Raw genomic sequence first — 24188 nt, 5'->3', positions numbered from 1 at the left:
TGATTTTTCCTAGTTTAATATTAAAAATGCTACATACTTTTCCGATACTCTTAATAGAAAAAATATGAAATCAAAGGAGTCCTACTAAAATGAGTCAACATCCTTATACCATCGAAGTGGATCAAGCCATTAAAACGGTGCATATGGCAGTGAAGGGAGTTTTTAGCCAAGAGGAGTATGAACGTTTTGTAAAAGATTATGAAGCCAAAACCTCGAATATTCAGGCATCCAACTTCACGCTCAAGGTAGATTGCACCCAAATGGCGTTGCTGGGTCCGGGAGAAGTAGAGAAACTGAAGGGCTCTTTTGCGCGTTATAAAAAAACCGGGTTTGCCAAAGTGATTTTTGGTATCAGCCTTCAACAAACGATTATTAAAATGCAGCTGGGTCGTGTAGCGCGTGAAGCGGGATTAAACAACGTAGATATTGTTGTACAATAATGTTTTGAGGTGTATGTAAGGGGGAACTGCTGATGAGCCATGTTAAAATTAAAGCCTTGGGTGCGTATCATCCGTCCCATTCGCTGGATAACGAATATTACATTCGCCACTTTGACGAACAGGGCAAAGATATTCGACGCTTCATGGAGCATATGGGCAGAAAAAATCGTTATATCATTGATAATCCGGATGAGAACAGTCTAACCATGGGGATTGCAGCCGCGCAAAAAGCATTGGAACAAGCCGGTATGACAGGACGTGATGTGGATATGATCGTGTTCTCCAGCCAAGTTCCTGAGTCGCTGTTTCCGATGAATGCGCTGTTTGTTCACCAAGCGATCGGGGCCAGGCATGACGTAGCCGTGATGGACTCTAATGCTAACTGTGCTGGGATGACCGTAGCTGTTGATCAGGCTAGCCGAGCGATGCTATCCAATCCTGATGTGCGGACAGCGCTTATTATTGGTTCGGATTATAACTCGCTCATTTCCGGTCCCGAGGATGAAATTACATATGCGAATTATGGAGATGCTGCGTGTGCGGCCATTTTGGAGCGTACAGAAGAGGATACCGGCTTTATAGATTCCATGTATTTTACAGACCCGATCAATATAGATAAAATTTTATATCCTGCCCAGGGATTAGCGGCAACACTGCAAACGAATGCACCCGGAAAATATATTCAGTGGCTTCCGTTTGATGCGAATATGGCTCTGCCCCCAACATATGATCTGCTTGAACGTATTTTAAAGAAGAATGGGCTGGCACCTCAGGATATACGGGCTTATTGCCTGTCTCAGTTTTCGTTGGCAAATGTGTTGAAGATTCAGGACCATTTGAGGCTGGAGGATGCCCAGATGATCTATGTGGGTGATCGTTACGGTTACACAGGTACCAGCAGTCCATTCATTGCCTTGTATGAAGGCATCGAATCCGGTCGTATCCGGCGTGGTGATTATGTGCTGTTCTGGACGATTGGAGCCGGATATCAACTGGTTGCTATGCTGTTTAAATATTAAGAATACGAAAGACCTTGCGGCTGCAAGGTCTTTTTTTGAGCATTCTGCATAAGTGACCTGATGATTTGATTGTGTTCTAACTGATTATTTTGTAAAATTTATACATTGAATTCATGAGGGGAGCTTATATTGCGGACATTTAATAGATTAATAGTTGAGTGAAAAAACGGACAAAATGTACAACAGGAGATGAAGCATGAATGAAGATCGAAAATTTATTTTACGGAGAACGAATTAAACTGGCCGCAGTCAGAGACGAGGATGCCGAGGTGATGTTCAAGTGGGGGGAGGATGCGGAGTACCTTCGAAATGTAGATACGGATTTGGCACTCCCTTACACATTGAAGCAGATGGAGTCAGAAGGGACTCCAAGCTCTAATGAGGTTTATTTTCGATTAAGAACACTAGAAGATGATGTCTTGATCGGATTTGTTGCTATTCATGGGATTGAGTGGAATAATCGAACCGGACAGCTGGCAGTTGGCATAGGCAATACGAAATATCGTGGCAAAGGTTATGGGACAGAAGCTGTGCGACTCATTCTTCGTTATGCCTTTTATGAATTAAATTTGAATCGGGTCGGATTGGATGTAATTGAATACAATAATCGGGCTATTCGGACCTACGAAAAAGCTGGTTTTCAGCTTGAGGGAAGGGTACGTTCCGCTGTTCTTCGTGATGGTAATAGCTATGACCGTATCATGATGGGAATTCTGTATTCTGAATGGAGTTCAGCCGTGAAGGGTGACGGATACACAATTTGTTCATAAAATATTCCATAAAAAGCCTTTTAATATGGTGAAAAGAGGTTTATAGTTAGATGTGTCACATGCTGAAATGGCTATTCGTCTCGGTATGAGTCAAAGCTGAGGAGGAATTTACATGAAAAACGTTGTAAGGTCCGTTACTTCACCCAAGAAATTTATTTCTGGTCAAAATCTGCTCTCGTCATTAAATGACTACATTAAGGATTATGGCGATAAAGCCTTTGTTATTTGTGATGAGTTTATTCTTGAAAGGGCCCAAAAGGAGGCTGGTGCTTCTATTGAAGCAGCCGGTAACCAGGCAGTTTTCGAGAAATTCCAATATGAATGTACAAAGGAAGAAATTGAACGTAACCGTGAATTAGTGCATAAACATGGCTCTAACATTATTATAGGGATTGGCGGCGGTAAAACGCTGGATACCGCTAAGGCAACCGCTTATTATGAAAAGCTGCCTGTCGTTATTTTCCCAACGATTGCTTCTACGGATGCCCCTTGTACCGCGCTTGCGGTCATTTATAAGAAAGATGGCTCCTTTGATGAATATTTGTTCCTGCCTACGAATCCAGACGTTGTACTGGCGGATACAGGAATTCTGGCAGCAGCACCTGCGCGTTTCTTTGCAGCCGGTATCGGTGATGCGTTAGCTACTTATTTTGAAGCCCGTGCTTGCTATCAGTCCAACGGGGACAACCTGGTTTTGAACAAGCCTTCCACCACAGGGCTGGGACTTGCCCGCCTTTGCTATGAAACGCTGCTGGAAAATGCAGTGAAGGCCAAACGTGCCGTCGATCGTAAAGTATATACTCGTGCAGTGGAGGATACGATTGAAGCAACTATTTATTTGAGTGGTGTCGGTGCGGAATCAGGCGGGTTGGCAGCAGCGCATGCCATTCATAATGGGATGACAGCTGTCCCTTCGCTCCACAAAGCACAGCATGGCGAGAAGGTTACATTTGGTCTGTTAACTCAGCTGGTGCTGGAAAATGCTCCAAAGGAGGAACTGGAAACCGTGATTAAGCTGATTAAGGATGTAGATCTCCCATTGACGCTTCGTGATTTGGGGGTAGAGGAATTTGTTGAGGCCGAGTGGCGTCAAGTAGCTGAGGCTGCTTGTGCATCCAATGATACGATGGTCAACATGCCATTCCCAGTCAGCCCTGACGACGTGTACAACGCTATTATTGCAGCAAATGCGATAGCAGAATCCTATAAATAATAGTTTCTTCGTAAATTACGGAAATAGCTTTATAAAAACGGGTCTGTCACATCAATGGCAGGCTCGTTTCGTTTAATTGCACAATCATATGAAACGGGTAAAGAGTACCAGGGACTTATATCCTATCTTGTTCTGACCGATATATATGTAACGGGGAAATTAGGATGTTACAGCAGGAGGAGATTTGATGTTGGTACATGGTAAAACACGAAGAGGCAACTTGTACATCCATATATCCAGCGGTTTTCACAAAATTGGAGATTTTCGGGAAGAATATTCTGTAGTACCGGGTGATCGACTGATGTCAAGATTGACCAAACGGATTTACACCATTGTATCCGTGCATCTTGGTGAAGAGGCATATGCCGATATTGATCTGGAAGAAGTAATCAGAAATAGTTAAGGACTTGATTGGGTTTTATTTATAAAAAAGCTTCAACCTCACTCATAGAGCGAAGTTGAAGCTTTTTGTCCTGTCAGCGGAAGGACTCATGAAGTAGTTCTCGTGTGATAACATTGTTTTGGTTCATGAAATGTCTGATCGCTGCCTGAGAATTGACTGCAGACAGTTCCTTTCCCCATGTCATGGCATAGGCCCAGTCAGGCTGGTTTTGGAGCACCTTTGCACTCGGTAGAATATCACTTTCCCCGATTCCGATAGGCTTGCCCTGCGCAAGCTTTAGCAATTCGGTGTAGTAAGAGGATTTGTAATCATTGTTGTAGATATCGGCTGCGAGAATATCCACTCGATGTATACCTGGAAAGGTTTGATTATAGGGAGTGCTATATGCGTTCGGAGCATTGGGACTCCATACCCACAACAGGTTGTCGAGATGATGGACACGTACAAACCGATCATACATCAGATCCCACAGTTTGGCGTAATTTTGCTTGTTCCCCCACCAAAACCAGCTGCCGTTCATTTCGTGATACGGTCTCCATAAAACAGGCACATCTGCGTCTCGCAAGCTCTTGAGTGACAGAGCAACCTCGTCCAAATCAGCGATCAGCTGCTTATATTGGGGGGTGCCCGGCGTGACGTAAAGATTGAACTCAGCTTGAGTAATTTTGGCTTGTACGTTCTTCCACGTTTTGGGTGTACCCGGTAACGCTTGATGAAAGGTGATAGCTACGATCCCGCCGTCCTCACTCCATCGAATAGCGCTGTCCATAACACGTTGCCGCTGTTCTCGTAAGGCAGTACGAGACTGATTGGCCAATCCTCCAAACTCATATCCGTGAAGCCCTGCGTATTGACCACTGATTTGTTGTAGTTTGTTATTTTGTTCATCCGGTGCCTCCAAGTAATCGTGCTGCCCGGAGATCAGCATACCAGCCGGCACATTGGAAAGGTAGGCAAGTAGCTGCCTTGCTTTAGCTGAGGCTTGAGCATTAACAGGTGGGGCGGCATCGGCTATGATAAACGATTGCTGAGAGCCGCTAAAGAGTAAAACAAGCATTAGCAGTAGCACCCTCTGTAGCCAAAAGCGTATTGAGTGAGATTTCATGGCGCTCCTCCTTTGCTGCATGTAATGAGACTAGCTTTTTCCTTTTTGTTTTCTAAGCTGTATACATGCGCTAATCATGATCACTAGCAAACAAATCATCGTCCAACCATTGAATTCCTGTGGATATATCCAGTTGTTCCACACCAAGAAGCCTAAAATCAAAGCAAGCAAACCCAGCGTAAGGTACATTTTGGTCTGGGCTGGGCGGCGGGTGTGCTTGGAAATCCAATGAATAATACCCAGAATGATGGCTGCCTGAAATAACAACAGGCCCATTAACATTATAGTAGCTAAAAAAATTGGGGACATCGGTATCCTCCCTCGGAATTACAATCAAAATATGCTGGTTTGTAATCGGAATGAAGATTCTTGGATGTAAATCCATCAGCGTTGGAGAAGTAGTTACACCCTGATTACGTTCTTGAACAAGTTGACTAAATTATATCATAACTACGGTCCTGCAATGAAAGGCGTCTAAATACCCACTCTGCCCTAATTCGTCATCATGCTTTATATTCAGTGAATATCGACACATGGTTGTACAATAAAATCAATGCGAAATCAGAGGTGAAGTTTGGTATCATTAAGATGATACTGAACAAGGAGGTTATTTACATGAATGAAGATAACAGACCGTTCTCCAAGCCTGTAGATGCTGAAGGAGCCAAAGCAAACTTTGATGTAAATCAGCAAAAGCTTCACTCTGAGGGAGTCTCTGGTTTATGGCGTCAGGTCAGCAACCTGCTTATTCTGGTCGGCGTGATCGCAGTGATTATTATTTTAAGCCGAGTGTTCTAATGAGACATTCAAATCGATCAAGCAGCTTAGCAGAATGAAGGATGTGAAATGGTGTTAAAGGCAGCGTTACTTTTTATTTTGGCTGGCATCGCTGAAATTGGAGGAGGATATTTGATCTGGCAATGGCTGCGTGAAGGGAAGACATGGTATGTCGGACTTTGCGGCGGAGTAATTTTGGCTGTATATGGGATCATTGCAACCTTTCAGGTTTTCTCCTCCTTTGGGCGTGTGTATGCAGCCTACGGAGGTGTCTTTATTGTTCTTTCAATTGCATGGGGCTGGTGGATTGATAAAAAGACACCTGATGTGTACGATATCATTGGGGGATTGATTTGTTTAATTGGTATTGCTGTAATACTTTTTCCCCGCTCAGCATGATAGGACAAAGAACCCTTTTTTATTTTTATAAATATGACTATTGATCTACAAAAATAAGCTTCATATTCCGAAATAGAACTTAAGGAGGGGGTTCTATGAACTGGAATCAAATGAAGCTTAGATTAAAATTTGGAAATGCTTTGCCAAAGACTGAAGGTAATTTCTCTGTAGGTATTGTATTCGGGCTTTTGATTAGCATTATGCTGTGGATTTCGATAATTGGCTGGATTATGCTTATTTTCAAGTGATTTTGCGAAATCACTGTACATATAACTAAGAATTAGGTAAACATGCTCATTAAGCCTGCTTTTTTATTACCCAAACTTTATTTTGTAAAATCGTTACGCAGCTTGTCGACTCCACGGCTTACGGCCTCATCGATCATGTCGGTAGCAGCAGGCGTATCAGCATCGACATCAGGAATACGATTAAATCCCGGCTCACGTTTGTCCAGCGATTGTTTATGTTCGGTTTGATCGTCAGTATGATTCTTTTCTTCGGAGTTATTTTCTCTCATAGCGCATCACAAGCTCCTTTATAGATATATTGAGATTCTACACTTTACATAAACGCCTACGCTCCATACTAAACGTTGATAAAAATAAAACCGGGAAGGAATGGAATCCTGCCCGGCACTTCCCAAACAACTAGCGATGCTCAATCAGATCAATCGCTCCCAGAACTACATGAGCCAGTCCGAAACCGAGAATGCCTGTAGCTGCAAGTTTGTACTTACTGCTCAGCAATACAGCACCTGAAGCCGATACTACCGTTCCAAGAACAGCTGGAATCATACCTTCACGCATTCGTAACACCCCTTCTGGTAGTTTGGAAAGACGTTTATTAGTGTAATTCAAATGACCTTAAGTTATTCAAGCAGAGAATTTTATTATTTTTTTTAAAAAACACTTTACAAACCGATGAAATTGTCGTATTATATGTTGGTGACCAATTGAACGGTATTCACATAATGAGAACCATAAGTAATGTTTCTCTAGTACTTGTAGGACAAGTAAGTGTAAAAATAACGTTCCTAAATGCTTGCCGGGGTGGCGGAATTGGCAGACGCACAGGACTTAAAATCCTGCGGTAGGTGACTACCGTACCGGTTCGATCCCGGTCCTCGGCATCCTTGATTCATCACGATCACATCAGCGTTAAATGTACGAAAATAACGAGGAATTCTGGTATCGTAACGGAGCATTCCGCAGGTACACAGAATTTCAAAAAAACGTCTCACCGTTACCATACGGAGGAGGCGTTTTTTTTTTATTTTGACAAGATTGTGGAGGAACTATACAGGTACTTTTCTAACGAGTACATGGAGCGATCTTGTAACAGAGAGTCGGAGCATTTCTATTGCATAGATGGCTATAATTATTGTTACAACGAAGTTGAGTTTACATAATTGTGTAAATTACTGGTTTCTACGTTACAGGCTTACGAAAGGAAGGTACCGAAGGGGATACATATAAATTTGGAGTTAAGGTGGTTCAGTGAAGCTAAATGAGTCTGACATATCATATGGAACAGTTAAAAGTCCGTTTTATGAATTTCATTAACTATGTATATTTTGTGATGGATAAGAAAACAAGAGACATAGCTATTGTTGACCCATCATGGGATTTATTGAAAGTAGAGTCCTATATTCAACAATTGAATGGTGATCTCAAAGCAATACTATTAACCCACTCACATTTTGATCACATAAATTTGGTGAATTCACTCTTGGAAAAATATAATCCGCAAGTATTCATGTCAATAGAAGAAATCGATTTTTATAATTTTAGATGTAGAAATTTATATCCGCTTAAAGACGGGAGCTCAATCAAGCTTGGTGAAACGGAAATTATAAGTCTTTTGACCCCCGGGCATACCGTGGGAAGTGTATGCTATCTTTTATCAGATCACTTATTTACTGGGGATACAGTATTCATTGAAGGTTGTGGCCTTTGTGATCCGAATGGAGGAGATCCTGAAGAGCTATATCATAGCATTCAAAAAATAAAGCGAGAGATTGATGGCTCCATTCAAATTTATCCTGCTCATTCATTTGGTAAAGCGCCTGGTTTCTCACTCGATCACCTCATGGATGAAAATATTTATTTTCAATTTACGAATAAGAAACATTTTATTGAATTCAGAATGCGTCCGAACCAAAAAGGCCTATTCGATTTCAAATGAATATTGTAGATATTCAGAAAGATTTGTCACTCTATGATACACTTGGCCGCTGCGAATTTAACTGGTAATTGACAGTGTTTAAATAGAGGATTATAATGGAAATACATTATTCCAATTATATGATTATATGAAAAATAAAGGAACTTATCTGTGGTTAATCGCTGGCGGGTCACGTTAACCACTAATAAGGGATATATCATGAGAGATTGTAGCTTATCAAGTAGGATAAGTGAAAGGGCGAAGCTATGTATATTAGCAGTAGACAGTATAGGAGATGATTTGGCAGTACGTTTTATAGGAGATGAGTGAAGTGAATTGGTACGTTTTTTTTGTGCGAACGGGTAGGGAGGAAAGGGTCAAGCAACTTTTTAATGAATGGTTGGATTCTGAAGTTTACAAACCATTTATACCGCTCCAAGAGAGGCTTTTTAAAGTAGCAGGAACCGTAAAGAAAGAATTAGCTCCTTTGTTCCCAAGTTATGTATTTATTGAGTCGAATTTACCCGACTTGCAGTTCGTAACAAATGCAAATTCAGTGATTTGCACTTCTAGTGATATCATTCGTTTATTGAGATACTCGAAGCTAGAAGCTTCAATGAGAGATTCTGAGAGACAAATGTTAGAAAGTTTATGCAATGATAGCTATTGTATAGAATCATCAACCGGAATTATTGAAGGAGACAATATACGTATCATAGATGGACCTCTTAAAGGAAGGAGCAGTATAGTTAAGAAGATAGACAGACATAAAAGACAAGCGGTCATTCAGTTAGAATTTATGGGTGATACTAGATTAGTGAATGTAGCCTTGGAGATTATTAGTAAGGTTTAAAATGAAGAAGTTGTGGGGAGTTCATTCTCCATGTAGAAGCTTTCAGAACCCAAAAGGGATTTGAAGGCCTTTTTTGATTTGGACTTCAAAATGGAATCATGTAGGAATACATCATAGGGGGGGAATGTAGTGGCCTCGTATGTTGAGCAACTCATGTTGAAACGGGAAGATACCGTAATGAAGGCGGCAGTCAGCTTTGTGCATGCAGATTATAATACGGGCGCTCCCCTCGACCGGGAAGTTTTTGATTCGGAGGAGTGTAGTTACTTCGAGAATCTGGTATTCCATCGGCGAAAATCCAACTTTCTGCTTGGCAGGCTAAGTGCAAAACAAGCAGCTTCGGTGCTGTTAAGCGAGCCGAACCTGCGCAACGTAAGTGTGAAGACAGGTATTTTCGGCCAGCCCTTGCTTCGAATCACGGGTGTCCCCAGCTACCAGGTAAGCATCGCCCACTGCGACTGCATCGGGACCGCTGTTGTTTTCCCTGAAGCGCATCCCATGGGCATTGATCTCGAGAGAATTGGTCCTAATCGAAATAAGACCATCGAAAGTCAGTTGACGACGGAAGAAAGGGAAAGAATCTCCGACGTGCAGGGAGTAGAGGAGTATTCGGCTTTATTGACGGTTTTTTGGACGGTAAAGGAGGCGATTTCAAAAATATTGCGTACAGGTTTTACAACATCGCCGCATGTGCTTGAAATTATTGAGACCAGATTTGTGAATGGATACTACCGAAGTACATTTTCACATTTTCCACAGTATGCTGCCCAGTCTTACCGGTTGGGTAACTACATCTACACTATTGTAGCACCAAGGAAAACGGAATGGAGTATAAATACTTCAGGTCTTTATGAGAAATTTAATCCGATTTTTCATCGAAACTGTGTGTAGGGCGAAATTTATGGAGGATATCCCTTGATAAAGTTGAGTTCTAATCAATCTATTTTGTAGGAGGGTACAAATGCGTAAAGAAGAAGTATTTGAGATTGTCACACGTTGTATTCGTGAAGTGCTTCCAGAATTAGAAGATCACAATATCCAGTATGGTGATCGATTGGTGGATCTGGGTGCAGATTCGGTAGACCGAGCCGAAATTGTAACCAAGACGATGGAAGCATTATCTCTTAATATTCCGCGCGTCGAGTTGTTTGGCGTGAAAAATATAGGGGAATTGACAGATGCGCTCCATGCAAAATTATAAACTGCCTGAGCTAGTCATTACGGGGGTTGGTGTTACTTCGGCGATTGGCCAAGGGAAGGCGGCCTTTGCCTCGGCGCTATTCAAAGGGCAGCATGCATTTGGAGTCATGCAGCGCCCCGGTAGGAGGGGCGAAGCTTCATTTATAGGGGCGGAGCTGCCATCCTTGTCTTATCCGGAGACATTCTCCAAACGGATGCTACGAACAGCATCATTTTCAGGGCAGGTAGCCATGGTTACCCTTCAAGAAGCCTGGGATGATGCTAAATTGGATAACGTCGACCCGAGCCGCATTGGACTGGTGGTTGGAGGCTCCAATTTTCAACAGCGGGAATTACTTCAGACCTATGAGACATACCGCGAAAAAATGTGCTTTGTGCCGCCGACCTACGGGGTTTCCTTTATGGATACTGATTTGTGCGGACTATGTACCGAGCAGTTCGGCATTCAAGGATTAGCATATACGGTCGGAGGCGCTTCCGCGAGTGGACAAGTCGCGATCATTCAAGCGATTGAGGCGATTCAAGCGGATCGTGTTGATGTATGCATTGCGATGGGTGCATTGATGGATATCTCGTATTTGGAATGCCAGGCGTTGCGATCCTTGGGAGCAATGGGAAGCGACCGATATGCCGATGCACCCGCAAGGGCGTGTCGACCATTTGATAAGATGCGGGACGGGTTCATATATGGGGAATCTTGCGGGGTTGTAGTCATAGAGCGATCCGATTCTGCGATGAGGCGTCAGGAGAAACCCTATGCAAAACTTGCAGGATGGGATATGGGGATGGATCGAAACCGAAATCCCAATCCCTCCTATGAAGGCGAGGTCCGAGTAATTAGAAGAGCTTTGGAGAAAGCGAAGCTGCTACCGGAAAAGATTGATTATATTAATCCCCATGGGACAGGCTCGGTAGTGGGGGACGAGATAGAAATAAAGGCATTACAGGACTGTAAACTATCACACGCTTACATCAATGCAACCAAATCCATTATTGGTCATGGCTTGAGCTCGGCAGGTACTGTTGAAATTATTGCTACTCTTTTACAAATGAAGGAGTCGAGACTTCACCCTACCCGTAATTTGGAGGAGCCTATCGAAGTGGACTGCAACTGGGTGAAAAATGAGTCCATACCAGCAGTGATTCACAATACCTTGAATCTGAGCATGGGGTTTGGCGGAATTAATACTGCCATTTGTATGCAAAAATGTGAGTCGGGCATTTAGGAGAGGGGGATAATTATGGTTCTAGTAGGAATTGAGGCAATGAATGTTTTTGGTGGCTCGGCCTATCTGGATGTCATGCAATTAGCGCAACATAGGCAATTGGACCCTGCGAGATTTGAAAATTTATTAATGAAAGAAAAGGCTGTTGCCCTACCTTATGAAGATCCGGTTACCTTCGGAGTCAATGCGGCCAAACCGCTGGTGGACGCTCTTTCAGAAGCGGAAAAAAACCGAATTGAAATGCTTATAACCTGTACGGAATCAGGTATTGATTTTGGAAAATCAATCAGTACATATATTCACCACTATTTGGGACTGAATCGGAATTGCAGATTATTCGAGCTCAAGCAAGCCTGCTATTCGGGTACTGCCGGAGTCCAAATGGCGGTGAATTTTATTCTTTCCCAGGTCTCGCCGGGAGCGAAAGCACTTGTCATTGCCACTGATATTTCACGATTTATTGCTGCTGAAGGCGGGGATGTCTTGAGTGAGGATTGGTCTTATGCTGAGCCAAGCGGAGGCGCAGGGGCCGTGGCAATGCTCATTAGTGAAAACCCGCATATATTTCAAGTCGATGTAGGGGCTAATGGATATTACGGCTATGAGGTGATGGATACTTGCCGGCCGATTCCAGATAGCGAGGCAGGGGATGCAGATTTATCATTAATGTCCTATCTGGACTGCTGCGAGCAAACGTTTTTGGAATACCAAAAACGGGTAAAGGGGGTAGATTATAAAGATACCTTTCAGTATCTTGCCTTTCATACCCCATTTGGCGGAATGGTAAAAGGAGCGCATCGAACGATGATGCGCAGGATGACCCAAGCAAAACCGAATGAGATTGAGGCAGATTATTTACAACGTGTAAAGCCCGGGCTAGCGTATTGTCAACGAGTCGGAAATATTATGGGGGCCACTTTGTACCTGTCCTTGGCAGGTATGATTGATAAAGGCACATTCGATTCTCCGAAGCGAATTGGCTGTTTTTCCTATGGATCAGGCTGCTGCTCGGAATTTTATAGTGGGGTTGTTATGCCGCAAAGCCAGGAACATCTGCGGCGTTTTGACATCGAGCGTCATTTGAATGATCGTTATCAGTTATCTATGGATGAATATGAATCCTTGCTGAAAGGCAGTGGCGCCGTACGTTTTGGAACTCGCAACGCCAAACTGGATTTTCAATTAATTCCGGGGGTGATAGCTTCCGGGAAAGGGAGACAGCGGTTATATCTAGAGGAAATCTATGAATTCCACCGTAAATACAGGTGGGAATCATGAATTATCAAACGATTCAGGTTCGGTTTCAAGAATCGATTTGTTATATACGGTTTTATCGGCCGGAGGCAAATAATACGATTAATAATACCCTCATCGAGGAATGCTTGCAGGTGCTTGAGCTGTGTGAGGAGTCGGTTACGATCGTAGTTTTGGAAGGTCTGCCGGAGGTGTTCTGTTTTGGGGCGGATTTTCAGGAAATGCGTGAAAAAATGGCAAGTGGACAAGAACAGGCACAAAGTCCAGAGCCTCTCTATGATCTGTGGCTTAAGCTGTCAACTGGGCCCTACATCACGATTTCTCATGTGCGAGGAAAGGCAAACGCTGGCGGTGTTGGATTTATTGCTGCCAGCGATATTGTGATAGCCGATCAGACAGCACAGTTCAGCTTATCAGAATTGCTGTTCGGGCTTTTTCCTGCTTGCGTTCTGCCATTTTTAGTCCGCAGGATTGGATTTCAAAAAGCACATTATTTAACACTAATGACACAACCGGTTTTGGTTCAAGAGGCCCTTTTATGGGGATTGGTCGATGCGTATGACGCTCAGAGCGAGACGGTGCTGCGCAAGCATTTATTACGCCTTAGACGATTGAACAAAACGGCAATTTTACGCTACAAGCGCTTTATGAATGAACTCAACGATCTACGTCATTGTAAAGCACTGGCGTTGGCGTCCAATCAAGAGGTGTTTTCAGACGATCACAATCTTAAAGGCATTTTCCGGTATGTCGAAACGGGGCAATTTCCGTGGATGGACTGATGGGCATTGGCTACAAGATGGGGATGCAGGGGGGAAGAGGATCATAATGTCACAATCTGTGGTTGAGCTACTTGAAATCGAACGAGGTATTATTCAAGTGAAAATGCAAGATAGAGTTCATAAAAATACATTTACTCTTGAAATGACCCATGGGCTAAGACAAGCGTTCAAGACGATCGAGGACGATTCAACCTGCAAAGTCGTAATTCTAACAGGATACGATAACTATTTTGCCACGGGTGGGACGCAAGAGGGATTGTTGGCCATACATGAAAGAGTTTCGAAATTTACTGATGAGAATATTTACTCTCTTGCATTGAGCTGCAAAGTCCCAGTGATAGCAGCCATGCAGGGGCATGCGGTGGGCGGGGGCTTTGTAATGGGGCTATTTTCTGATTTCGTAGTCCTAAGCAGGGAAAGTGTGTATACGACTAATTTTATGAAATACGGATTCACACCGGGAATGGGTGCGACGTACATTATTCCCAAAAAACTAGGGTTCAGCTTAGGAGAAGAATTATTGTTAAATGGGGGCAACTACCGAGGCGCAGAATTGGAGAAACGGGGAATTCCGTTCCCGATCCTGCCCCGCAAAGAAGTGATGAGCTATGTTATGGACCTTGCCCGACAGCTAGCGGAGAAACCCAGATTTTCTTTAATCACATTAAAGGATCATTTGGTTGCTCCACTCCGGGACCAGCTCCCCAAAATCGTAGAACAAGAGCTTATTATGCATGAGAGGACCTTTCATCAAGCGGAGGTTAAAGAACGAATTATCAACTTGTTTGGAAAATAATCAAATTTATATACATGAGCTATGCAAATCGTGGTCTTATAAACTGCTGCGCCTGTATATCTCAATCCATAGAGTTTCGTTGAATGCTTTTACAGTTGTTCATGCGAATTGGCAACGAGTGTGAAAGAGGCATATAGCCTTCCTCATCACTCGTTTTTTCTTTGATACATTCTATCAGGTAACTCCAGGCAATGCTTCAAACGTGAACAACAGCTCAAACTGAACATGGTGATACGCTTTTAGCTCATGTTATATAAATTTGTGTTTTGAGGAGTTGGTGGATGAATGACACGTAAACATGACCAAAGTTGGGATCTTGATATTCCGATAGCCTCTTTTATTGAAACCTGCCGGCAATTTCCTGGAAAAGAGTTATTTACTTTTGAGAAAGAAGGGGAGCGTCCCCAATTTCTTACGGGAAATACGCTTTTGCAGCAAGTACGGATTTTGGGCAATGTTCTTTTGAAAGAACTGGCTGCGCAGGAAAGGGTACTTCTTGTGTTTCCTCAGGGTCTGGAATATATCAGCAGCATGTTGGCATGCTTTTATGCAAATATCGTAGCCATACCTACACCCAACACAGAATCGGAGCTAGATGAAAGAATTATTAAGAAAATTATACCTATTCAAAAGGATTCCGAGGCCGTATGTATTATAACAAATACTGAATTCAAAGCATTTCTCCAAACACGACAGGAGTTTCATTCGCTTCGTATCCTGAATGTTGATGAGATTTTTCAAGAGGACACCGCTGACGTTGACATCAAAATGAGAGTGCCAGCGCCGGAAGATATTGCCCTTTTGCTTTATACATCAGGCTCTACATCCTTGCCTAAAGGCGTAATCCTCAGTCACAGATGTTTGATGAATCAGGTTAAGGCCGAGCAATGGAGAATTGACCGGAATAGCTGTGTCGTTTCCTGGATGCCGCAATTCCATGCTTTTGGGCTACATAACAATATTTTAGTCCCGCTACTGAACGGGGCGTCGAGCACCATTCTCCCGCCAGAAAGCTTTGCTAAAAAACCAGAACATTGGATTCAGATGATTGACAAGTATCAGGCTACTCATACGGCTGCGCCAAATTTTGCGTTCGATTATTGCTGCTCCACATTGGATATGGCTTCAATCGAGGCATATTCTCTTCGCCATCTTAAAGCGATTATATGTGCAGGTGAGCCTATCCGGAAGGAAACTTACGAGAATTTCATCCATAAATTCCGGGCATTAGGGCTTCGAGAGGATATATTTTGTCCTCTTCTTGGGTTGTCGGAGCTGAGCCCTGTTGCCAGTATTAAGCCAGGCCAGTCGCTGAGATTTCTTAATTTGGATATTCCTAGCTTGGAGCAAGGAAGAATTCAATACACGGATGAGAAGAACAAATCTAAGTCCGTAGTCAGTTGCGGGGAGATCGAAGACCCGATGCAAATTCGAATTGTTCATCCTGAAAAGCATATACAATGCCTACCGGAGGAAGTCGGCGAGATTTGGATTAGATCGGCACGGATGGCAGAAGGGTATTTAAACAGGAAGGAAGAAACGAATAACACTTTTGAGGCAGCTCTTTCCAATACAAAAGAAGGCGGCTTTTTTCGTACAGGGGACCTTGGCTTCATTGCGGACAATCATCTGTATGTAATCGGCAGAGAGAAGGAAGTCATCATCATTCACGGCAAAAATCATCATCCCGTCGATATTGAATGGACCATCAAAAAAAATATGCCGGAGTTGACCTTGCCCATCGCTGTATTTTCCGCTGAGATCAATGGTCAGGAAAAGGTAATCGTCGTACAGGAAATTGAAACGCCCCTTCATGAGCAGGAATATAAACGTTTGGTTGATACCATATTGAATACCGTATCCGAGACGCACCAACTTGAGATTTACGATATATATTTGCTGCTTAAGGGAAGTATACCCAAGACGGGGAGCGGTAAAATCCAAAGAAAAATCTGCCGTAATGCCTATATCCAACAAGAGCTTCGAGCCCTTTATCAATATCGGAGTGCTTACTCAACATCCCGTTCGAATATTGGAGAGACAGCTGATGGTATTATGAATGCCGTTCCTTTGGTACAGCCAGAGATTCAGGAGTATATGGTGCAATTTTTGTGTCAGGAACTGAATCTTGAGCACGGGGAAATGGATTTGAATAAAAATCTTCACGGCTATGGCATCGATTCCATTCTTGTCATGAAGCTTATACGCGGCCTTGAGAAATCCTATCCAATCAAGGTTAAAGCAAGAGAAATTTTAGAGTACCCTACGATTCAATTATTGTCGGCTTATTTGGCCAAGAAAGTTGTAGCAGATAAATCGGTTGCAAAGGCCAAGACTGAAACAACCTCGCACAATTTCCGAAGGAATCCGCTTTCAGAAGTTCAAAAAGGGTTGTGGCTATTACATAAAATGTCCCCTGAAATGAATGCTTACAATGTACCGATATGTCTCCGGTTTAATACGAAGATTGAGATAGAGAGCGTTAAAAAGGCTTTTCACACCGTGTTAGAACAATATCCCATTCTAAAAAGTGTGATTGAAGAGGAAAATGGGATACCTTATCAAAGGCTGGAGCCCACACAGCGGCTTCATGTGCATATGGAGGATATTTCAACATTGGAAGCGGATGAAGTTATCCCCTTCATTAGGAACAAGGCAAAGCAACCATTTGTGCTGGAACAGGACTCTTTGATGCGTGTTTATCTTATGTCCAGATCCGAACAAGAACATTTCATACTGGTTGTACTACATCATATTATTTTTGATGGAAGTTCTTTCGTCATTTTTATTCAAAGCTTTTTAGATGCATATAAGGACCTGGTGCAGGGAAAGAGACCGACCGTGTTACCACCCGCAGCAAGCTACAGCGATTTTGTGAAGTGGGAGCAAACGATGTTAGCGAGTGCTGAAGGAGAGAAGTATCGCTCCTATTGGAAGCAACAGCTGTCAGGTGCTTTACCGACCCTTGAGCTTCCATATGACCGCTCCGGTTTTCTGACTCAAAGCATGGAAGGCCAAACATACACAAAGCGGCTTCCACAAGAATGGGCCGAACGGGCAAAGTCTTTTGCCCGAGCGCAACATACGAGCTTGTCTACAGTCTTGTTAGGTGCGTATATCGTGTTGCTTAACCAGTATTCGGGACAGGAAGATATCATTGTTGGAATGCCGACCATGGTACGCCCGGAGCAGCGTTTTGACAAATTAATCGGTTATTTTGTCAATATGCTGCCAATCCGGAGTCAGATGTCGGAAACAGAGACATTCCTGGATTTTATGAAAAAATTGCAGCTGACAGTAGTCAATGGAATGGATCATGCTTCTTATCCTTTTCCGGCTTTGGTCCGAGAATTGAATGTGCCGAGTATGCTGACGAGCTCGCCTGTTTTCCAAGCGGTCTTTTCTTATCAAAATTTTCTTCAAAATTCAAGCTTTCAGCAGCTTTGCATGCCGTATAAAAATATCTTTTTCGTCGAATTGGTTGAAGAAATTCACCAGGAAGGTGAATATGAGCTGGTATTGGAACTGCTGGAGCAGGAAGAGGAATTGGTATTAAATATCAAATACCGTTCCAATTTGTTCGAGGAATCAACCATTGTACAGATGGCAGAGCGTTACATCGGATTAGCGGAAGCGCTACTGGAGAATCCTACTTGGGCCTTGGAGGAGTATTCATTACTTTTACAAGAAGAAAAGGACAGCATCCTTTATGACTGGAATGCTACCGAAACAAGTTATCCTGATAAATGTCTCCCTGAATTATTCCTAAAACAGGCAAGAAAAACGCCTGATGCTATTGCGGTCGTGTATGCAGAAGAATCGCTTACCTATAAAGAACTAAAAGAAAAGAGCACTTTGCTCGCCATATATTTGCAGCATCATGGAGTAACCCCCGATACGCTTGTAGGGATTTGCATGGAACGTTCTTTAGATATGATGATTGGGCTGTTGGGAATCCTTATGGCGGGTGGAGCCTACGTACCGCTTGATCCGGATTATCCAGAGGATCGATTGGAGTATATGCTTCAGGATTCCAATGCTTCACTGGTCATTACGCAATCGGGATTGCTGGAGAAAGTGTCACGCTTGGTAGGGAATAATGTTAACTGCATTGTGCTTGGTAAAGATGGGGATCATCTAAAAAGTGATGTGAAGGGTAGAAAGTCACTCAAACGGGAAGTGCAACCTCATCATTTGGCCTATGTGATATATACCTCCGGAAGTACGGGGAAACCGAAGGGGGTCATGATTCCACATAAAGCGTTGACCAATTTTCTTATTTCCATGGGAGAGAAACCTGGCTTAACAGAGCAGGACAAACTGCTTGCAGTGACAACGTATTGCTTTGATATAGCGGGACTGGAATTATATCTGCCTTTGATTAAAGGCGCTCAATGCCATATTTGCAGCTCCGAAAAGACAAAGGATGCCGAAAAACTTAAGCAGGAAATTCAAAGGATAAAACCGACCATCATGCAAGCGACTCCTGTTACTTGGACCATGCTCTTTCAAGCCGGCTGGAAGAACGAAGAGAACATGAAAGTTCTCTGCGGTGGGGAAGCACTTTCAGAAACGTTGAAATCTTATTTTGTTCATAACAGTTGTGACGCATGGAATATGTTCGGCCCGACTGAAACGACAATTTGGTCTACAATTCAATCGATCACCGCAGACAAGCCTATCTCGATTGGTAAGCCTATCGCAAACACCCAAATTTACATTTTGGACAAACGTCTTAGACCTGTGCCTGTCGGGCTTCCGGGCGAGCTTTTTATTTCAGGCGGCGGTTTGGCCAGAGGCTATTTGAACCAGCCAGCACTTACGGCTGAAAAATTCATAGACAACCCATTTAATCCGGGAACAAAACTCTACAGAACCGGAGATTTATGCAGATGGCTTTCGGACGGCTCTATTGAATATATGGGACGGATGGATTATCAAGTGAAGATTCGCGGATTTCGGATTGAACTGAATGAAGTGGAAGGTCAGGTCAGAACTTATCCGGGAATTGATGATTGTGTTGTGATTGCCAAGGAACAGGCGGGGGATAAGCAGCTTGTTGCCTACTGTGTTCTAAACCATTCCGTGTCCGGAAAGTCCACTCTTGATCCGAAAGAAGTACGAAATTATTTAAAAAGTTTCTTGCCCTATTATATGATACCTGCATTTTTTATCGAACTAGATAAGCTGCCCTTGACCCCGAATGGGAAAATAGATCGGAAAGAATTAATGAGTCGCAGGATCGAATTAGCAACAACAAGAAAGATCTATTTGCCACAATCGGATGTTGAACATCAGGTGCTAACCATTTGGAAAAAACTTCTGAATGTTGACGATCTAAGTACGGATGATGCTTTCTTTGACGTAGGCGGAAATTCTTTTTCAGCAGCAGAGATGATCAGTAGGATCAAGAAAATGCTGGATTGCGATATTTCGGTGACAGCATTGTTCAAGTATCCGACGATTAAGGAACTTAGTGCCTACATTACAAAAACTAAAAGCGAGGACGTTGCTTCTACATCTACACCGGAACAAACAGATGCAGCTAAAAATACAGCCTCACCCCAAATGGATTCGATTGAAGATGACCGTAAGCCGTCCTACCCCGATTATTTTGAAGATAGTATCGCAATCATAGGAATTTCATGTCATTTTCCGGGAGCGAAAAACCATTTTGAGTTTTGGGACAATTTGAGGGCAGGGGTTGAGAGTGTCCGCTTCTTTTCCGAGGAAGAGCTGAATCGATTAGGGCTGGATAGAGAAATCGTCGAGAATCCAAATTATGTTCCCGGACGGTGTACGATTGAGGGGAAAGAGTATTTCGACCCTGAGTTTTTCAACTTTTCACAGAAAAATGCAGAGTTTATGGACCCTCAGATGAAATTGCTGTTACAGCATTCATGGAAAGCCGTTGAGGATGCTGGTTATGTTTCCAAAGAAATTCCTGAAACCAGTGTATTTATGTCGGCGAGCAGCAGCTTCTATCAAGCACTTATTCCCAATTTGGCCTCGCAATCGCCTAATGTCCTGAAAAACGCGGATGAATATGTAACCTGGATTTTAGCACAGGGTGGAACAATTCCTACCATGATTTCTCATAAATTAGGATTTAAAGGACCTAGCCTATTTGTGCACTCGAACTGTTCTTCCTCATTAGTCGGGTTGCGTCTAGCTTCGCAAAGCTTGCTATCCGGTGAAGCAAAATACGCTTTGGTCGGAGCGTCAACGATCTTTCCTTTTAACAGTTTAGGTTATGTGTATCAACCCGGCTTGAATTTTTCTAGTGACGGGCATATTAAAGCTTTTGATGCTTCGGCAGACGGAATGATTGGCGGAGAAGGGGTTGGGGTTATTCTACTGAAGAAAACGCTGGACGCCGTTAAAGATGGTGACCATATTTATACGATTTTACGAGGAGTTGGCGTGAACAACGATGGAACCGACAAATTAGGGTTTTATGCCCCAAGTGTCAAAGGTCAGGCTGAGGTTATTCAGAAGACGATAGAATTAACCCAAATTCATCCCGAATCCATAAGTTATATCGAGACCCATGGAACCGGAACAAAATTGGGGGACCCAGTTGAATTTGCCGCCTTAAATGATATTTACAGGAGGTATACAACAAAAAAACAATTTTGCGGTATTGGGTCGGTCAAAACCAACATCGGGCATCTGGATACGGCATCAGGTTTGGCGGGGTGCATTAAAGTTGCTTTAAGCTTATACCATAATGAGATTCCTCCTTCGCTTAATTACGAAAAACCAAATGCTGATATCAATTTGCCCGATTCACCCTTTTATGTTGTTGATAGACTCCAAAAATGGGAGAATGCATCGGCTCCTCACCGGGCGGCGCTAAGCTCTTTTGGGATAGGCGGAACCAACGCCCATGCCATTTTCGAACAATTTGTAGCCGGTGCTGAGCCAGAGTGCTTTAAATCTAGTTTTGTGAACGAAGATGCTGTCTATCTCATTCCATTATCTGCAAGAAATCAGCATCGTCTTACAGTGTATGCACATGAACTTTCAGCTTTCTTGGCAGCTTCTCAAGGAATTAACTTATCGGATGTATCCTTTACGCTTCAAGCAGGACGAATGGCAATGAGAAATCGGGTAGCCTTTATCGTCAAGAATATGAGCGAGCTGGTACAAAAACTGGAATCGTTCGCGAATGGAAAAGAACATATCGAGAACTGCTGGAGGGGAGAAAACAATCAGTTAAAAGATTCGATACAATTATTTGAACAGGAAGAAGTTTTCAAAGAATTAGTGAGCAAATGGATTTCAAATCGTGAAATGAACAAGCTGGCAGAGTTGTGGGCCAAAGGCTTCAATATAGATTGGCGATTACTGTATTACGATGTCAAACCGAAAAGGATAAGTCTGCCTACGTATCCTTTTGCTGAGGAGCGCTGTTGGGCTCCTGAGCTGGAGACCGAGGCGGCAAGGGCCAGAACAGCGGAAGCGCCTGCGGTTACAGCGAGCCGTACACTGATGTTTGAGCCTGCCTGGAAGGAGCAGGACGTATCGCTGGAAGCCGAAGCCCCTGCCTATGAGCAGCGTATCGTTTTGCTTTGTGAGCCGGACGAAGCTTTACACGAACGGCTCGCAGCAAAAGTGAACGGCCTTGCGCAGGTCCTCGCTTTTCAATCTGGGAAGAACCGGGTAGATGAACGGTTCCAGGCCTATGCCGCCCAAGCCTTTGAGAGCATCCAAAGTATACTCAAAGACAAGCCGGAGGGAAGAGTGCTGGTTCAAATTGTCGTGCGGAACTCCGGGGAAGGGCGGCTCTTTTCGGGACTTTCGGGGTTGTTGAAGACAGCCCGGCTGGAAAACCCGAAATTCATCGGGCAGTTGATCGAAGTGGAAAAGGGAGAATCTGCGGAAGGCCTCCTGGCGAAGCTGAAGGACAACAGCCGCAGCCCGGTGGATGGATGGATTCGCTATGCGGACGGTCAACGGAGAACTGCTTTCTGGAGCAGGCTCGAGCCATTCCGGGAAGAAGAGGTACTTCCATGGAAAAACGATGGCGTCTATCTGATCACCGGAGGCTCTGGCGCTTTGGGGTTGCTTGTTGCAGAAGAGATTGTCCGGCAGGCCCCAGCGGCGACCTTGATCTTGACGGGCCGATCGCCGCTGGACAGAGGCAGACAGACCCGACTGAAGGAGCTGGAGGCCTCAGGTGCCAGCGTGGAGTATAGACAAGGCGATATCACCGATAAGAGCACCGTTATCGGTTTACTGGAAAGTATTCGTGAGGAATGTGGGCGTGTCCATGGGATCATCCACTGTGCAGGGGTGATTCACGATAACTTCATCATCAAGAAAACAAGCGAAGAATTTATGGAGGTGCTGGGACCGAAGGTTAGAGGACTGGTCCATCTGGATGAAGCGAGCAGCGGCCAGGATCTGGACTTCTTTGTGCTCTTTTCTTCCATATCGGGCAGCCTGGGCAATCCGGGACAGGCCGACTATGCCACCGCCAATGCCTTTATGGACGCATACGCAGAATATCGGAATACCCTGGTAAGGGCCAAGCAACGACGAGGGCGGACGTTATCCATCCGCTGGCCGCTATGGAAAGAGGGCGGGATGCGGATCGATGCGGACACGGAAAAGATCATGATGCAGAACATGGGCATCACGGCCATGCAGACCCGGTCGGGCATGAGGGCGTTGCAGCAATGCCTGTCCTCTGGAAAGGAGCAGGTAATGGTCATGGAAGGGGAGCCTGAGAAAATCGAGGATTTCCTGGCGAAAGCTGTCTCACAGGTCGGTGTCCGTGCCGTCCAGACAGCAGTACCTAACCAGACAACCACACCTAAGCTGGATGCGGGCTTGCTCTACGATAAAACCTTGCATTGTCTCAAGATGCTACTCGGAGAGGTAACCCGGCTAAGCGTCGGCAGCATCGAAGCCAATGAGCCCTTGGAAACCTATGGAATTGATTCCATCATGATTACCCAGCTCAATGGCAAGCTGGCGAGTTCCTTTGGAGAGCTGTCCCAGACACTGTTTTATGAGTACCAGACCTTGCGTGCCTTGACGGAATATTTTGTGAGGGACTACTCGCAGGAGTGTATGCGGTGGGTCGGGATGAGTCATGACATGCAGCCAGTAGAGGAAACGTCTGCAGCACAGCTGTATGCCGAAGAAAAAACTGTGCCAGCTGCCGTGAAGGCGACAGCGAAGCCTGACCGAAGCTGGGCGGGGCCTAGGCTGGCGGAAACTCGTGAACCGATAGCGATCATCGGAATGGCAGGAAAGTATCCACGGTCCAGGAACATGAACGAATATTGGGAAAATCTAAAAGCAGGGAAGGACTGTGTCACCGAAATCCCGCAAGAACGCTGGACGATGGAGGAATTCTTCCATCCCGATAAACAGGAAGCTGTAGCTCATGGAAAAAGCTACAGCAAGTGGGGGGGCTTTATCGAAGGATTTGCGGAATTCGATCCGCTGTTCTTCAATATTGCGCCACGGGAAGCGCTCAGTATGGACCCTCAGGAAAGGCTGTTCATAGAAGCCTGCTGGGAAGTGATGGAGGATGCGGGCTACACCAGGGAACAGCTTGCGGTGCGGCATAACAGCCGGGTAGGCGTATTTGCGGGAATTACCAAAACGGGCTACGAGCTGTATGGACCGGAATTATGGAGGAAGGGGGCACAAATATTCCCTCATTTATCCTTTAGCTCCGTGGCTAACCGGATTTCGTACCTGTTCAATTTGCAAGGACCCAGCATGCCGATCGATACCATGTGTTCGTCCTCGTTAACCGCGATTCATGA

At 44.2% G+C, this 24188-nt stretch carries 21 protein-coding genes and 1 tRNA gene; 18 read left to right on the top strand and 4 right to left on the bottom strand.

Features of this window, described 5'->3' with window-relative positions:
- Nucleotides 1-89 precede the first annotated feature (89 nt).
- From LCF57_RS17905 to LCF57_RS17885, 5 genes are all read left to right on the top strand, one after another.
- Nucleotides 90-440 (top strand): hypothetical protein, encoded by a 351-nt coding sequence (locus LCF57_RS17905; protein WP_226001912.1) that lies wholly within the window; start codon nt 90-92, stop codon nt 438-440.
- Nucleotides 441-472: 32 nt separating this feature from the next.
- Nucleotides 473-1459 carry a ketoacyl-ACP synthase III gene (locus LCF57_RS17900; protein WP_226001911.1) on the top strand — a complete coding sequence of 329 codons (987 nt, stop codon included), beginning with the start codon at nt 473-475 and terminating at the stop codon, nt 1457-1459.
- Nucleotides 1460-1659: 200 nt separating this feature from the next.
- Entirely contained in the window at nt 1660-2229 is a 570-nt protein-coding gene (locus tag LCF57_RS17895; protein WP_226001910.1) for a GNAT family N-acetyltransferase, read from the top strand.
- A gap of 112 nt (nt 2230-2341) precedes the next feature.
- Nucleotides 2342-3442 (top strand): glycerol dehydrogenase, encoded by a 1101-nt coding sequence (locus LCF57_RS17890; protein ID WP_226001909.1) that lies wholly within the window; start codon nt 2342-2344, stop codon nt 3440-3442.
- Nucleotides 3443-3629: 187 nt separating this feature from the next.
- Nucleotides 3630-3845, top strand: coding sequence for a hypothetical protein (locus LCF57_RS17885; RefSeq protein WP_025715598.1), 216 nt, complete (start codon nt 3630-3632; stop codon nt 3843-3845).
- Nucleotides 3846-3918: 73 nt separating this feature from the next.
- On the opposite strand, the gene LCF57_RS17880 is transcribed toward LCF57_RS17885, so the two are convergent.
- Together LCF57_RS17880 and LCF57_RS17875 are read right to left on the bottom strand one after the other, a co-directional pair.
- Entirely contained in the window at nt 3919-4950 is a 1032-nt protein-coding gene (locus tag LCF57_RS17880) for a glycosyl hydrolase (RefSeq protein WP_226001908.1), read from the bottom strand.
- A 70-nt stretch (nt 4951-5020) separates the two neighbouring features.
- On the bottom strand, nt 5021-5335 hold the full coding sequence (locus LCF57_RS17875) for a hypothetical protein (protein ID WP_226001907.1): 315 nt from the start codon (nt 5333-5335) through the stop codon (nt 5021-5023).
- Between the two features lie 230 nt (nt 5336-5565).
- On the opposite strand from LCF57_RS17875, the gene LCF57_RS17870 reads away from it, so the two are divergent.
- The 3 genes from LCF57_RS17870 to LCF57_RS17860 all read left to right on the top strand — a co-directional run bounded on the left by LCF57_RS17870 (nt 5566) and on the right by LCF57_RS17860 (nt 6374).
- Entirely contained in the window at nt 5566-5748 is a 183-nt protein-coding gene (locus tag LCF57_RS17870) for a hypothetical protein (protein WP_226001906.1), read from the top strand.
- Nucleotides 5749-5799: 51 nt separating this feature from the next.
- On the top strand, nt 5800-6126 hold the full coding sequence (locus tag LCF57_RS17865; RefSeq protein WP_226001945.1) for a YnfA family protein: 327 nt from the start codon (nt 5800-5802) through the stop codon (nt 6124-6126).
- 95 nt (nt 6127-6221) lie between these two features.
- A complete protein-coding gene (locus LCF57_RS17860) occupies nt 6222-6374 on the top strand; it encodes a hypothetical protein (protein ID WP_226001905.1) in 153 nt (50 codons plus the stop codon).
- A gap of 77 nt (nt 6375-6451) precedes the next feature.
- Here LCF57_RS17860 and LCF57_RS17855 read toward each other — a convergent pair whose 3' ends face one another.
- On the bottom strand, nt 6452-6643 hold the full coding sequence (locus LCF57_RS17855; RefSeq protein WP_226001904.1) for a hypothetical protein: 192 nt from the start codon (nt 6641-6643) through the stop codon (nt 6452-6454).
- A gap of 130 nt (nt 6644-6773) precedes the next feature.
- Entirely contained in the window at nt 6774-6932 is a 159-nt protein-coding gene (locus LCF57_RS17850) for a hypothetical protein (RefSeq protein WP_013311032.1), read from the bottom strand.
- 237 nt (nt 6933-7169) lie between these two features.
- On the opposite strand from LCF57_RS17850, the gene LCF57_RS17845 reads away from it, so the two are divergent.
- The 10 genes from LCF57_RS17845 to LCF57_RS17800 form a co-directional block, all read left to right on the top strand.
- A tRNA-Leu gene (locus LCF57_RS17845) sits at nt 7170-7255 on the top strand.
- Between the two features lie 377 nt (nt 7256-7632).
- Nucleotides 7633-8310, top strand: coding sequence for an MBL fold metallo-hydrolase (locus LCF57_RS17840; RefSeq protein WP_226001903.1), 678 nt, complete (start codon nt 7633-7635; stop codon nt 8308-8310).
- 310 nt (nt 8311-8620) lie between these two features.
- The gene (loaP, locus tag LCF57_RS17835; RefSeq protein WP_226001902.1) at nt 8621-9142 is read left to right on the top strand and encodes an antiterminator LoaP; all 522 of its coding nucleotides are present in this window, start codon (nt 8621-8623) and stop codon (nt 9140-9142) included.
- Between the two features lie 129 nt (nt 9143-9271).
- Entirely contained in the window at nt 9272-10033 is a 762-nt protein-coding gene (locus tag LCF57_RS17830) for a 4'-phosphopantetheinyl transferase family protein (protein ID WP_226001901.1), read from the top strand.
- A gap of 70 nt (nt 10034-10103) precedes the next feature.
- Nucleotides 10104-10343 (top strand): acyl carrier protein, encoded by a 240-nt coding sequence (locus tag LCF57_RS17825; RefSeq protein WP_226001900.1) that lies wholly within the window; start codon nt 10104-10106, stop codon nt 10341-10343.
- Nucleotides 10330-11568: a beta-ketoacyl synthase N-terminal-like domain-containing protein gene (locus LCF57_RS17820; protein ID WP_413232202.1), complete on the top strand. Its 1239-nt coding sequence runs from the start codon at nt 10330-10332 to the stop codon at nt 11566-11568. Before LCF57_RS17825 ends, LCF57_RS17820 begins: the two co-directional genes overlap by 14 nt.
- Nucleotides 11569-11583: 15 nt before the next feature.
- The gene (locus LCF57_RS17815) at nt 11584-12846 is read left to right on the top strand and encodes a hydroxymethylglutaryl-CoA synthase family protein (RefSeq protein WP_226001898.1); all 1263 of its coding nucleotides are present in this window, start codon (nt 11584-11586) and stop codon (nt 12844-12846) included.
- Nucleotides 12843-13604: an enoyl-CoA hydratase/isomerase gene (locus tag LCF57_RS17810; protein WP_226001897.1), complete on the top strand. Its 762-nt coding sequence runs from the start codon at nt 12843-12845 to the stop codon at nt 13602-13604. Before LCF57_RS17815 ends, LCF57_RS17810 begins: the two co-directional genes overlap by 4 nt.
- A 46-nt stretch (nt 13605-13650) precedes the next feature.
- Nucleotides 13651-14400 carry a polyketide synthase gene (locus LCF57_RS17805; RefSeq protein ID WP_226001896.1) on the top strand — a complete coding sequence of 250 codons (750 nt, stop codon included), beginning with the start codon at nt 13651-13653 and terminating at the stop codon, nt 14398-14400.
- Nucleotides 14401-14685: 285 nt separating this feature from the next.
- A partial coding sequence (locus LCF57_RS17800; protein WP_226001895.1) for a non-ribosomal peptide synthetase occupies nt 14686-24188 on the top strand: 9503 nt, incomplete at its 3' end.

Source organism: Paenibacillus sp. BJ-4, from assembly GCF_020404765.1.
Lineage (GTDB): Bacteria > Bacillota > Bacilli > Paenibacillales > Paenibacillaceae > Paenibacillus.
The sequence above is the reverse complement of the archived record's forward strand: the minus strand, read 5'-3'. Positions and strand labels throughout refer to the sequence as shown.

Bases quoted from the DNA above. Each gene is read 5' to 3' on its own strand.
- LCF57_RS17905 (WP_226001912.1), top strand. From the start codon at position 90: ATGAGTCAACATCCTTATACCATCGAAGTGGATCAAGCCATTAAAACG.
- LCF57_RS17900 (WP_226001911.1), top strand. From the start codon at position 473: ATGAGCCATGTTAAAATTAAAGCCTTGGGTGCGTATCATCCGTCCCAT.
- LCF57_RS17895 (WP_226001910.1), top strand. From the start codon at position 1,660: ATGAAGATCGAAAATTTATTTTACGGAGAACGAATTAAACTGGCCGCA.
- LCF57_RS17890 (WP_226001909.1), top strand. From the start codon at position 2,342: ATGAAAAACGTTGTAAGGTCCGTTACTTCACCCAAGAAATTTATTTCT.
- LCF57_RS17885 (WP_025715598.1), top strand. From the start codon at position 3,630: ATGTTGGTACATGGTAAAACACGAAGAGGCAACTTGTACATCCATATA.
- LCF57_RS17880 (WP_226001908.1), bottom strand. From the start codon at position 4,950: ATGAAATCTCACTCAATACGCTTTTGGCTACAGAGGGTGCTACTGCTA.
- LCF57_RS17875 (WP_226001907.1), bottom strand. From the start codon at position 5,335: ATGGATTTACATCCAAGAATCTTCATTCCGATTACAAACCAGCATATT.
- LCF57_RS17870 (WP_226001906.1), top strand. From the start codon at position 5,566: ATGAATGAAGATAACAGACCGTTCTCCAAGCCTGTAGATGCTGAAGGA.
- LCF57_RS17860 (WP_226001905.1), top strand. From the start codon at position 6,222: ATGAACTGGAATCAAATGAAGCTTAGATTAAAATTTGGAAATGCTTTG.
- LCF57_RS17855 (WP_226001904.1), bottom strand. From the start codon at position 6,643: ATGAGAGAAAATAACTCCGAAGAAAAGAATCATACTGACGATCAAACC.
- LCF57_RS17850 (WP_013311032.1), bottom strand. From the start codon at position 6,932: ATGCGTGAAGGTATGATTCCAGCTGTTCTTGGAACGGTAGTATCGGCT.
- LCF57_RS17840 (WP_226001903.1), top strand. From the start codon at position 7,633: ATGAGTCTGACATATCATATGGAACAGTTAAAAGTCCGTTTTATGAAT.
- LCF57_RS17825 (WP_226001900.1), top strand. From the start codon at position 10,104: ATGCGTAAAGAAGAAGTATTTGAGATTGTCACACGTTGTATTCGTGAA.
- LCF57_RS17820 (WP_413232202.1), top strand. From the start codon at position 10,330: ATGCAAAATTATAAACTGCCTGAGCTAGTCATTACGGGGGTTGGTGTT.
- LCF57_RS17815 (WP_226001898.1), top strand. From the start codon at position 11,584: ATGGTTCTAGTAGGAATTGAGGCAATGAATGTTTTTGGTGGCTCGGCC.
- LCF57_RS17810 (WP_226001897.1), top strand. From the start codon at position 12,843: ATGAATTATCAAACGATTCAGGTTCGGTTTCAAGAATCGATTTGTTAT.
- LCF57_RS17805 (WP_226001896.1), top strand. From the start codon at position 13,651: ATGTCACAATCTGTGGTTGAGCTACTTGAAATCGAACGAGGTATTATT.